Here is an 11,500-nt window from a genome sequence, read left to right as displayed (position 1 = left end):
GTTTGGGGGTGATCTGCGCAGGTACGGCGGTTGTACGACCTCCTGCACTCAGCTGTGTTCACTCCACCGTCCCGGTGAAGGGGGTCACCGGCCGCCCCAGGCGCTCCCCGTCCACGGTGATGTCGACGGCTTCGTTGAAGAACGCGAGCAGCCCCTTGACGGCGGCCACGGCGGGGAGCGGATCCGGGTAGCTCCAGAGGATGTTCGCGTGGCCACCCGTCGACCAGTACTCGGCGGTGCCCTTGTAGGGGCAGTCGGTGTGGTGGTCGGTGGCTTCGAAGAGGTCGAGGCGGACGTCCTCGCGCGGGATGTAGTACCGCGTGGGCAGTCCCGTCTCGAAGAGCAGGACGGGACGGTGGGTGTCGGCGACGACCGTCCCGTCGATCTCGACCCGGACATGGCGGCTGCTGGGCATGGCGTCGACCCGTTTGTGCGGGTCACGGGGGTGGACGAAGATCTCTTCCTCCTCCTCGTACCAGTGGTCGAGGCCGGTGCCCCAGCGCCGGAACCACGCGAAGGCGATATGGCCGGCCAGGTCGGCGGCCGGGAAGGTCCAGGCGGCGTTCTCGACGAGCTCGCCGTCGACCTCGAGGTCGTAGAAGATCCGCGATCCGGTGTGGGTGCCGGTGGCCGGGTTCTTCGCGGGCCGCAGCAGGTCCTCGCGGACGTCGGCGCGCGGGAAGGCGTACAGCGGGACGGGGACGTCCGGTTCCCAGACGAGGACGGGGTGCCGGCTGTCGACGACGGTGACGTCTCCCTTGCGGCCGCGCACCCAGCGTTCGCTGGGCTCCCACAGCAGGCCTTCCGGGGTGGTCCGCACCTCTCGTGCGGTGGGGAAGGTGGTCATGAGCGTCTCTCCTTCACCTCTTCAGGAAGTCGGTCAGCCCCGTCAGGAGCCGGTCGACGTCCTGTGAGTCGTTGTAGGGGGCGAGGCCGACGCGCAGGCCGCCGGTGTCGCCGAGGCCGAGGTGGCGGGAGGCCTCGATGGCGTAGAAGGAGCCCGCCGGGGCCTGGACGCCACGCTCGGCGAGGAAGCCGTACGCGTCGGCCGTGCTGTGGTTCTCGAAGGTCAGCAGGACGGTCGGGGTGCGGTCGGCGGCCCTGGAGTGCACGGTGACGCCGTCGAGCGCGGCGAGTCCCTCGTCGATCTGTGCGCGCAGGACCCGTTCGTGGGCTTCGAGCGCGGCGTACCCGGCGGCGAGCCGCTCCCGCCGGGTGCCGGTGGCCTCGGTGTCCAGCCGCTCGGCGAGGAAGTCGACCGCCGCGGTCGTACCGGCGAGGAACTCGTAGGGCAGTGTGCCCAGTTCGAAGCGCTCCGGGACGGCGTCGGTGGAGGGCAGGAGCTTGTCCGGGTGCAGGGTCTCCAGCAACTCCGGGCGGGCGGCGAGGACTCCGTGGTGGGGGCCGAGGAACTTGTAGGGGGAGCAGGTGAAGAAGTCCGCGCCGAGCGCGTCGAGATCGACCAGGGCGTGGGCGGTGTGGTGGACGCCGTCGACGTGGACGAGCGCGCCGACCTCGTGGGCCGCCCGGGTGATCGCGGGGATGTCGGGGCGGGTGCCGATCAGGTTGGAGGCCGCGGTGACGGCGACGAGCCGGGTCCGCTCGGAGAGTACGGCCCGGATGGCGTCGACCGTCAACTCGCCTGTCCCCGGGTCGAATTCGGCCCAGCGTACGGTCGCGCCGGACTGGACCCAGGGGCGGATGTTGGCGTCGTGGTCGAGGCGGGTGACGACCACCTCGTCGCCCGGTGACCAGGTTTTGGCGAGGCTGCGCGAGACATCGTAGGTGAGTTGGGTCGCGCTGCGGCCGAAGACGATCCCCGAGGGACTCGCCCCGAGCAGGTCGGCCATCGCCCGGCGGGCCCCGGTGACGAGGGCCTCGGCGTTGCGCTCCCCCACTGTCACCTGCCCCCGGTTCGACAGCGGCTGCCCCATGGCGTCGGCGATGGCCCGGATGACGGGCTCGGGGGTCTGGGTGCCGCCGGGGCCGTCGAAGTGGGCGATACCGGCGGCCAGGGCCGGGAAGTGGGAGCGGATGGCGGCGATGTCGTACGTCACGTGCGGCTCCTCGGTCCGACCGGTTCCAGGTGATCTCAGCCTGTCACGCCGTCCGCAGGGTCTCGCGGTGAGCCCGGTTCGTGGCCATCAGCCCGTCGAGGGCGTCCCGGGTCCGGATCAGCTCCTCGATGTGGTCGGAGAGCCGGTCGCGTTCCTCGGCCATCCGTTCCAGTGCGGCGTCGGACGTGTCCGCGCTGGGCGAGTCGACGCACGGCAGGAGTTCGGCGATCGTACGGCTGGACAGACCGGCCGCGTACATCCGCTGGAGGAACGTCACGCGCTCGACCGCGTGGTGTGTGTAGTGCCGCTGCCCGCTCGCGCTGCGCGTGCTGGTCAGCAGGCCCTGCTCCTCGTAGTAGCGCAGGGCCCGGACGCTGACCCCGGCTCGTGCCGCCACTTCCCCGATGCGCACGCGTTCCTCCTTCACGGACTTGACCCTCACGTCAACGTCAGGTTTTAGCGTACCCGTGTGCCCGGGACACGGGTACGACGGATCACGAAGGAGACATGACGTGACGACCCTTTTCACCGGCTTCCGGCTCGGCGGACTGCGGCTGCCCAACCGGGTGGTCATGGCCCCGATGACACGGGTGCGGGCCGCCGAGGGCGGTCTGGCGACGCCGTCGATGGCCCGCTACTACGCCCAGCGCGCCACGGCGGGCCTGATCGTCACCGAAGGGGTGCAGCCGAGCCTGATCGGGCAGTCCAATCCGGGGACGCCGGGGCTGTACACCGACGAGCAGGTGGCCTCCTGGCGCCCGGTGACCGAGGCCGTGCACACCAACGGGGGCCGGATCTTCGCACAGATCATGCACGGCGGCCGGGTCTCGCACCCGGACACCAACGGCCTGCGGCCCGTCGGCCCCTCGGCCGTCGCCGCCACCGGCGAGGTGTTCACGCCCACGGGACCGCAGCCCGCGCCGGTTCCGCGCGCTCTCCGCACGGAGGAGGTGCCCGAGCACGCCGAGTCGTACGCCGAGGCCGCGCGCCGCGCCGTCGACGCCGGGTTCGACGGGGTGGAACTGCACGGCGCCAACGGGTACTTGATCTCGCAGTTCCTGTCCACCAACGCCAATCTGCGCACGGACCGTTACGGCGGCTCGGTGACCAATCGGATCCGGTTCGCCGTCGAGGCGGCGGCCGCGACCGTCGACGCCGTGGGCGCGGAGCGGACCGGGATCCGTCTCTCACCGGGCGGCACGTTCTGGGGAGTTGAGGAGACCGAGGTCGCAGAGCTGTACACCGCGCTGTTGACCGAGCTGTCCCGGCTCGGACTGGCCTACGTTCATCTGGAGGCCACCGCCCCCGAGGAGACACTCCTGGAACTGCGGCGGGTCTGGCCCGGTGCCCTCGTCATGAACCCGGTGCTGCCGTTGGGCGCCAAGCAGGCCGGCCGCGCCGAGGCCGACCACTGGCTCGGTCTCGGCGCCGAACTCATCAGTTTCGGCCGCGCGTTCATCGCCAACCCGGACCTGGTGGAGCGGCTGCGCACCGATCTGCCGATCGCCCCCGCCGACGAGGCCACGTACTTCCAGGGCGGCGACAGCGGCTATCTCACTTATCCCGCATACCAGTACACGGCGTGACGTCCAGGCGGCGAGGACACCACGAAAGGGTAACGAGGGTCAACCGGAGGCAATGCCGGGTGGTCTAGCCCGACATGAAGATCTCTTTCCTGCTCCACAACGCCTACGCGATCGGAGGCACGATCACCACCACGTTCAACCTGGCCCAGGCACTGGCCGAACGGCACGAGGTGGAGATCGTCTCCGTGCTGCGGCACCGGGAGCTGCCCAACTTCGTGCTGGATCCCAGGGTTTCGCTGCGGCCGCTGGTCGATCTCAGAGAGGAGAAGGAGCACCCGTTACATCTGAGACCGGCGCGGGTGTTCCCGCGCTCCGAGTACCGGTACGGGCAGTACAGCGAGCTGACCGACCAGCGCATATCCGAGGCCCTCGCCGCCATCGACGCGGACGCGGTGATCGGCACCCGGCCGGGGCTCAACGTGCATCTCGCGGGTCAGGCGCCACCCCATGTCGCCCGGATCGGGCAGGAGCACCTCACCCTGGACAACCACTCGCCCCGGCTGCGCACCGCGCTGCGGCGGGCCTACCGGGGGCTCGACGTGCTCACCACGGTGACCGAGGCGGACGCGGGCGCCTACCGCCGCCGGATGCGGCTGCCCGGCGTCCGGGTCGAGGCCCTTCCGAACAGCGTGCCGGATCCCGTACTGCCCGCGGCTGACGGTTCGGCAAAGGTGGTGGTCGCGGCCGGTCGGCTGGTCCCGGTGAAGCGGTACGACCTTCTGGTCGAGGCCTTCGCCGCGGTCGCCGCCCGGCATCCGGACTGGCAGCTGCGCATCTACGGCAAAGGGGAGGAACACGACCGGCTACGGCGGCTCGTCAACGACCTCGGTCTGTGGAACAACGTCTTCCTGATGGGCGCCGCGGCCCCCATGGAGGCGGAGTGGGTCAAGGGCTCGATCGGGGCGGCCGCCTCCGACTTCGAACCCTTCGGCATGACCATTGTCGAGGCGATGCGCTGCGGGCTGCCCGTGGTGAGCACCGACTGCCCCCACGGCCCCGCCGAGATCATCGCGGACGGGGTCGACGGGCGGTTGGTGCCGGTCGGGGACCGGGATGCCGTGGCCGCGGCCCTGCTGGAACTGGTCGGGGACGACGAGCTGCGCCGCCGTATGGGCCGGGCGGCCCTGGAGAACGCGCGGCGGTTCGCTCCCGGACCTGTGGTCGAGCAGGCCGAGCGGCTCATCACGGAGGCCGTGGCGGCGCGGAGGGCGGGCCGACCGGTGGTGCGGCAGCGCCAGGGCGGAACGCTGACCGCCCGGGGCTCCGCCGCCAGGGACACCGCGCTGGTCGCGGCGAGCGGCGCGCTGCGCCTGGTACGGAAGGGGCGATCATGACCACACCACGCGCCGGATGCGCGGTCGACGCGCAGGGCCGGATCACCTTCGAGCTGCCGTCGGTCCACGGACACAGGTTGCTGCTGCGGCTGCGTCCGAAGAAGGGGCTGCCCGAGGAGACCCTGCACGTCCTCGATCTGAAGCCGGCCGACGAGGGGCGCGGGCGTGCCGTGCTCGGTGCCGATCCCGTGCTCGCGGAGGGCCGGTGGGACGTGTATCTGCTGGACGGGTCCGAGCGCACACGGCTGCGTCCCGGCCCGCGCGACCTGCGGGTCCTGGTCGACGGACACCTGCGGGACCGGCACGCGCCGCTGGCCGTCCGGGTCCCCTACGTCACCAAGGACGGCTTCCTCGCGGTGCGGACCTGGCTACGGCCCGCGCACGCGGAGGTCGACCGCGTGGACGTCACGGGCGGGGCACTGACGGTCTCGGCCCGGCTGCACGGTGCCTCGCTGCCGGCCGGTGCCGAGGTGCGGCTGCGGCTGCGCCGGGGCGAAGGGACCGTACGCACGCTCGAGCCGCTGGTCGCGGAGGACGGCCGGAGCTTCTCGTTCACGGTCGCCGACGAGACCCTGGACATCGGCATCTGGGACATGTTCGTACGGCCCGCTCCCGGGGCCCCGATGATCCGGCTCGCCCGGCTGCTGGACGACGTGGCGGACCGCAAGAACGTCTTCGTCTACCCGGGCGCCCCGGCCGGGGGGATCGTCGTGCGGCCGTACTACACGGTCGACAACGACCTGTCCCTGGAGGTGAAGCAGGCCGGCTGAGCGGTCACCGCGCCGAAGGTCATCCCCAGAGCACGTGCAGGGTGGCCGGCTTGCGGAAGACCAGGCCGGAAGGGGCGGTGGGGTGAGCTGGGTCGAGGCGGAGGGCGGGGAGACGGTCGAGCAGGTACCGCAGGGCGATGCGGGTCTCCAGGCGGGCCAGGTGGGCGGCGAGGCAGTAGTGGGGGCCGTGGGCGAAGGCCAGCTGGAGGCGGGCGTTCGCGCGGCGGACGTCGAAGCGGTCGGGGTCGGCGAAGACGGCGGGGTCCCGGTTGGCACCCGTCAGGGAGACGGTGACGAGGTCGCCCTTGTGGATCGAGGCCGGGCCGAGGGTGAGGTCCCGGGTGGCGTAGCGGTCGACGACGGCCGCGCCGGGTTCGAGACGCAGGGACTCCTCGATCGCGCCGTCCAGCAGGGCGGAGTCGGCCCGCACCAAGGCGAGTTGATCCGAGTGCCGGAGGAGATGCAGCAGTGCGTTGGTGATCATCGCCTCGGTGGTCTCTATGCCTCCGAACATCAGCACCGCGGCGTTGGAGGCCACTTCCGGCAGCGCCAGCCGGTCCGCGGCGGAGGTCAGGAGCGAGGTGGTGCCCCTGTCCGCGACCGTGGCCTCGACCGCCGTCCGGAGCTGCGCGTACGCCTCCGGGCCCGCGGGTCCGGCCGTACGGCCCGCTGTGATGTCCGAGACCGTCCGCACGATGGCGTCGTACCAGGAGAGCACCGTGTCCGTGCCGGCGCCCACCAGCCCGAGTGCCTCGGTGACGACGGCGACGGCCAGGGGGCCCGCGAAGGTGCGGCGCAGTTCGGCGGCGCCCGCCGGTTCGAGTGCGGTGACGAGGCGGTCCGTCTCCCGCTCGATGAACTCGCTGAAGCCGTCCCGCACTTCACGCGGGCGGAACGGCGCGGAGAACGGCTCGCGGTGGCGGGTGTGTTCGTCGCCGTCCAGGGAGAGCATGCTCGGGCCGACGACCTGGGCGGTCGAGAAGCGGGGGTCGTCCACGGTGAAGGCCTCGGCGTCCCGCATCACGTCGAGCGCGAGATCGCGCCGGGTCACCAGCCAGCCGTTCAGTTCGGGCAGCCAGGACACGGGTTCGTCGGCACGCAGTCGGGCCAGCCGCGGATGTGGATCACTGGAGAGTTCGGCCAGTGTGGTGGTGGCGCCGAGCGGGAATCCGATCACGCTCCAGGCTAACCCGGCGGAAAATACGTGGCAGATGGGCGTGGGGCGGCCTACGCTGCTGCGCGATGACGACTCACACTCCTGAACGATTGGGGGTCCCGTCCGCGCAAGGTGAGTGCTGATGCTCACCTCGACCGCGAACGAGGACATCCGTACGTCCTTCTGGCCGCGCGTGCGCGAGTTCGCCGTGCCGGCCTCCATGATCGAGACCGCGACCGCCCGTCGACTCGCCGGGGACTGGGCGGGGGCGTGTGCCGCCGCGGGTTTCGACGTCGATCTCAACCTCCGTGCCGTGGCGCGCGATCACGGCCGGGAGCGGGCGGCCCGGGTCCGGTCCGATCTCCGCGCCCTCGCTCCCGACCTGCTGCGCTGGCACATGCCGAGGATCGCTCCGGACGGGCTGCTGCGGCCCGGGGTGACCCTGACACTGGCCCAGTACGACGCACCCGAAGGCCCTGTGCATCTCGTGGCCCGGACCGCACCCGCCTGGGCCGACGCCGGGCAGCGCATCAGCCTCGCGCTGTGGTCCCGGTCCACGGCCGACGCCGCAGGCCACCCCCACCCACGCCCGAACCGACGCTTCCGCCTGGACCTGCACCGGCACCTGTGGGATGCGGGCAGGGCCGGGGAGTTGGGGGCGCGGTCGGGGGGCGGTGAGGTGAGGGGGTGGTCTGCGGCCGGTCAGGAGCGGGGCTGTTGCGGTGAAGTCCGCGACCGGGACGGGGCCGGTGAGGCGCGGGAACGGCCGGGGACCGGTGACGTGCGGGAGCGGGGCCGGGGCGGTGAAGTCCGCGACCGCGACGCTGAGGTGCACGACTGGACCGTAGCGGGTGGAGGCTACGACCGAACCGGGACCAGCCAGACCCGCGACCGGAACGGGGCCGGTGATACCCGCGACCGGACCGGAGCCGCTGAGGCAGGCGACCAGACCGCGACCAGCCAGACCCATCACCAGACCGGAACCGGTGAAGTCGACGACCGGACCGGAACCAGCCAGACCCGCGACCGGGCCCGAACCGGTCAGATCCCCGACCCGTCGGAAGCCGCTGAAGGTCACAACCAGACCGGAACCAGTCAGACCTCCGACCGGAACGGAACCGACGAGCTGCGCCAAGGGTCGGACGTCGGTGAGCCCTCGATCCGGTCGCAGTCCAGTCAACTTCTCTGCGATGGAACGGAGTTGACGGTGCCAGCCGGTTGTGCCGTCGAGCGGTGGGCGGCTGAGGCGCGGATACTGCTCGCGGCTGAAGGACGGACCGGCGGACTCCTGCTGGTGCGGCTCGGTGGGCGGCGGCGGCTGGTGCTGGAGCTCGCCGCGGACGACGGCCTGCTGCGTCCGGTGCCGACTCCCCCGGCCGGTGCCGTCTCCGCGCTTCCCGTCCTGCCCGACGCGGCGACCTGGGAGCTGCCCGACCTCCGACTGCTGCGCGCCGGCGCGATCGAGGCGGAACGGCTGCACCCCCTGGTCGCCGCCGCGTTGACACCGGACCACACGGCCACCGGACCACCCCGCACCCCGGACCGGCCGGGACGACCGCGTCTCGTGGAGTGCCGGGGAGCCCGACACCGGATCGGCCTGGTCGACGGGGTGCTGGCCCCGCTGGACCACGACCCGGACGAGATCCGCCGGGAAGAGCTGCTGGTCGCACTGACCGGCACCCCGCTCCCCTGCCTCCAGGCCATCGACGAGGCACACCGCCGTCCGCACTGCCTGGCCGGCGTCCGCGAACGGCTCGTGCACGGCGACACCGCCGGCGCCCTGGCCGTCGTGGAAGGACTGCTCGGCCCCGAGGCGCTGCTGCGCACCGGCCCCCTCCGGGACGCACTGGAGGCGGCCGCGCTACGGCGCATCACATACGGCCTGTTCAGGGCCGGCCTGACGGGCCCCGGGCCCACTTGGTTCCGACCGCGTCCGAGCGGTCGCGATCCCCGGATCCGGCGTACCCATCCGCGTCACGCGATCTGAATCCTCCACCGGGGACACCGTCCCCTCCTCCTGGCCCACTCCTAGCCCATAGGTGATCACTCATGCCCATGACCGCCCCTGCTTCCGCCTCCCAACTCGACGTCGCCGCAGACCTGTTGACCCTTCTGCGCGACTCCACCACCGAACCGCGCCCCGACTCCCAGCTGGAGGCCCTCACTCTGGCCGTGGCCGCCGACCTGCCCGTACTGCTGTGGGGTGAGCCGGGCATCGGCAAGACCGCGGCCCTGACCCAGCTCGCCACCGCCCTGGACCTGCCGCTGACCACGGTGATCGCGAGCGTGCACGAGCCGTCCGACTTCTCGGGGCTGCCCGTGATCGGGGACGATCCGGCCACCCAGGGCGTGCCGATGGCCCCGCCGGACTGGGCGGTACGGCTGGTGCGGGCCGGCCGGGGGCTGCTGTTCCTGGACGAGTTGTCCACCGCGCCGCCCGCCGTCCAGGCAGCGCTGCTCCGGCTCGTCCTGGAGCGGCGGATCGGCGCGCTCCGGCTGCCGCCCGGTGTGCGGATCGTGGCCGCCGCCAACCCCCGGTCCTCGGCGGCCGACGGCTGGGAGCTGAGCCCGCCGCTGGCCAACCGGTTCGTCCATCTCCAGTGGACCCACGACCACGAGGTCGTCGTCCGCGGGCTCGGCGGGACCTGGCCGCGGGCCACCCTGCCGCGGCTCGACCCGCGCAAGCTTCCGGGGGCCGTGGACTTCGCCCGCCGCGCGGTGTGCGGGCTGCTCGCCGCGCGGCCCACGCTCGTGCACCGGCTGCCCACCAACGACACCGGGCGGGGTGGTCCCTGGCCGTCGCCGCGGAGCTGGGACATGACCCTGTCCCTGATCGCCTTCGCGACCGCGGCCGGCTCCGCACGGGACGTGCTCTCCTCGCTGGTCCGGGGCACGGTGGGCGACGGCCCGGGGCTGGAGCTGCTGGCGAGCCTGGACCGGCTGGACCTCCCGGACCCGGAGGACGTGCTCGCCGATCCCGCGGGGACCGTCCTGCCCGAACGGGGAGACCTGCGGCAGGCCGTGCTCGACGGTGTGGTGGCGGCCGTACGCGCACGTCCGGACCGGGCCCGCTGGGATTCCGCGTGGGCGGTGCTGGTGCGGGCGCTGGAGACCGGGGCCCCGGACCTGGTGGTCGTGCCCGCGACCACGCTCGCCTCGCTGCGGCAGCAGGACTGGGACGTGCCGGCGGCGATCGAGAGGCTCGCCGGGGCGGTGGCGCTGTCCCGGCGGGCGGACCGGGCGGCCGTCGCGTCCAGGGCCCGCCGATGAGCACGAACGCGCCCGAACAGGCGGGACGCCTGGACCGGGACAAGCTCTTCGCCGCCCGCCTCCACGCCGCCCGGGCCCGTCCCTATCTGGCCACCGCGCTGTTCGCCCTGCACACCGTCGAGTCGAAGCAGGTGCCGACGATGGCCGTCGACCGGCACTGGCGGTGCTATGTCTCACCGGCGTTCGTGGACCGCATGCCGGTGGAGGAGCTGGCGGGCGTGTGGGTGCACGAGGTGTCCCACCTGCTGCGCGACCACCACGGGCGCGGTGACCGGGTGGCCCGTGAGCGCGGGCTGACCGGTGTCGGGGACCGGCTGCGGATGAACATCGCCGCGGACTGCGAGATCAACGACGACGTGTACGGCGACGGACTGGTCCAGCCCGAGGGAGCCGTGCGGCCCTGGCGGTTGAAGCTGTCCGAGGGGCAGCTGATGGAGGAGTACCTGAGGGAAATCAGCCTCGGTGCACTCACCCTTGACCTGTCCTGGCTGGACTGCGGCAGCGGTGCCGACGGACTGGAACGCGAGTGGGACCTGGGCTCCGACGGAGCGGACGGCCTGAGCGAGCAGGAGCGGGACGCGGTCCGCTTCCGGGTGGCGCAGGGCATCAAGGCGCATCCGGGGGACACCCCGCAGAGCTGGCGGCGGTGGGCGGAGGAGGCGTTCCATCCGCCGCAGCCGTGGCGGGACCTGCTGGGCGCGGCGCTTCGTTCGGCGGTGTCCGGTTCCGGCGCGGGCGACGACTACAGCTACGGCCGTCCGTCGCGGCGCTCGGCGGGGGTGCCCGGCGCGGTGCTGCCGAGCCTGCGGCGTCGGCCACCCAGGGTCTGCGTGATCATCGACACCTCCGGGTCGGTCAGCGACGGCGAGCTGGGCAGCGCGCTTCTGGAGGTCGCCGCGATCTCCCACGCCGTGGGCGGCCGGCGTGATCTGGTCAATGTGCTGTCGTGCGACGCGGCGGCCGGGGTGGTGCGTCCGCTGTGCCGGGCCGAGGGCATCCCGCTGGTCGGCGGCGGGGGTACGGATCTGCGCACGGGCTTCGAGAAGGCGCTGCGCTCGCGGCCCCGTCCGGATGTCCTCGTGGCCCTGACCGACGGGCAGACGCCCTGGCCGGGCGCGCGGCCCTCGTGCCGTACCGTCATCGGTCTGTTCCCCCGGCCGGGGAGAAGCCGGGCACGACGTGAGAACGACCCCGAGTACATGCCGGACTCACCGCCCGCCTGGGCCCGCGTGGTGGAGATCGGCTCGGCATCCGGAGCCGGGTGAGCCACGAGGCTCCGAGCGGGCCGGCTGACCTCACAGTCGCCGCGGGGTGGACGCGGGGGTGG

Annotated in this window: 10 protein-coding genes; 6 read left to right on the top strand and 4 right to left on the bottom strand. The window is 72.6% G+C overall.

Going from position 1 to position 11,500, the window contains the following annotated elements; genetic code table 11:
• Window positions 1-58: 58 nt before the first annotated feature.
• Genes BFN33_RS25640 through BFN33_RS25630 form a run of 3 tightly spaced genes read right to left on the bottom strand, consistent with a single transcriptional unit; the run spans window position 59 to window position 2,469 of the window.
• Window positions 59-847: a DUF427 domain-containing protein gene (locus BFN33_RS25640; protein ID WP_069762502.1), complete on the bottom strand. Its 789-nt coding sequence runs from the start codon at window positions 845-847 to the stop codon at window positions 59-61.
• Between the two features lie 13 nt (window positions 848-860).
• Window positions 861-2,057 (bottom strand): cysteine desulfurase-like protein, encoded by a 1,197-nt coding sequence (locus BFN33_RS25635; protein WP_069762501.1) that lies wholly within the window; start codon window positions 2,055-2,057, stop codon window positions 861-863.
• Between the two features lie 43 nt (window positions 2,058-2,100).
• Window positions 2,101-2,469, bottom strand: coding sequence for a MerR family transcriptional regulator (locus tag BFN33_RS25630; RefSeq protein ID WP_069762620.1), 369 nt, complete (start codon window positions 2,467-2,469; stop codon window positions 2,101-2,103).
• A gap of 100 nt (window positions 2,470-2,569) precedes the next feature.
• Here BFN33_RS25630 and BFN33_RS25625 point away from each other — a divergent pair, with 100 nt between their 5' ends.
• The 3 genes from BFN33_RS25625 (at window position 2,570) to BFN33_RS25615 (ending at window position 5,747) form a co-directional block, all read left to right on the top strand.
• Complete coding sequence (locus tag BFN33_RS25625; protein ID WP_069762500.1) at window positions 2,570-3,643, top strand: alkene reductase; 1,074 nt, start codon at window positions 2,570-2,572, stop codon at window positions 3,641-3,643.
• Between the two features lie 74 nt (window positions 3,644-3,717).
• Complete coding sequence (locus BFN33_RS25620) at window positions 3,718-4,977, top strand: glycosyltransferase family 4 protein (protein WP_069762499.1); 1,260 nt, start codon at window positions 3,718-3,720, stop codon at window positions 4,975-4,977.
• On the top strand, window positions 4,974-5,747 hold the full coding sequence (locus BFN33_RS25615; protein WP_069762498.1) for a hypothetical protein: 774 nt from the start codon (window positions 4,974-4,976) through the stop codon (window positions 5,745-5,747). The genes BFN33_RS25620 and BFN33_RS25615 overlap by 4 nt, the downstream gene beginning before the upstream one ends.
• 19 nt (window positions 5,748-5,766) lie before the next feature.
• Here the strand turns inward: BFN33_RS25615 and BFN33_RS25610 are convergent, their stop codons facing one another.
• Entirely contained in the window at window positions 5,767-6,924 is a 1,158-nt protein-coding gene (locus BFN33_RS25610; RefSeq protein ID WP_069762497.1) for a cytochrome P450, read from the bottom strand.
• 121 nt (window positions 6,925-7,045) lie between these two features.
• Between BFN33_RS25610 and BFN33_RS54550 the strand changes: the two genes are divergently transcribed.
• The 3 genes from BFN33_RS54550 to BFN33_RS25590 all read left to right on the top strand — a co-directional run bounded on the left by BFN33_RS54550 (window position 7,046) and on the right by BFN33_RS25590 (window position 11,438).
• Window positions 7,046-8,890 (top strand): hypothetical protein, encoded by a 1,845-nt coding sequence (locus BFN33_RS54550; protein ID WP_256122871.1) that lies wholly within the window; start codon window positions 7,046-7,048, stop codon window positions 8,888-8,890.
• A gap of 62 nt (window positions 8,891-8,952) precedes the next feature.
• Window positions 8,953-10,173, top strand: a complete 1,221-nt coding sequence (locus tag BFN33_RS25595; protein WP_069762496.1) for a MoxR family ATPase — start codon at window positions 8,953-8,955, stop codon at window positions 10,171-10,173.
• The gene (locus BFN33_RS25590; RefSeq protein WP_069762495.1) at window positions 10,170-11,438 is read left to right on the top strand and encodes a VWA-like domain-containing protein; all 1,269 of its coding nucleotides are present in this window, start codon (window positions 10,170-10,172) and stop codon (window positions 11,436-11,438) included. Before BFN33_RS25595 ends, BFN33_RS25590 begins: the two co-directional genes overlap by 4 nt.
• Window positions 11,439-11,500: the final 62 nt, after the last annotated feature.

It is taken from the genome of Streptomyces sp. LUP47B (genome assembly GCF_001746295.1).
Classification (GTDB): domain Bacteria; phylum Actinomycetota; class Actinomycetes; order Streptomycetales; family Streptomycetaceae; genus Streptomyces.
Note: the sequence above shows the minus strand (reverse complement) of the source record. Positions and strands in the feature narration are given on the sequence as shown.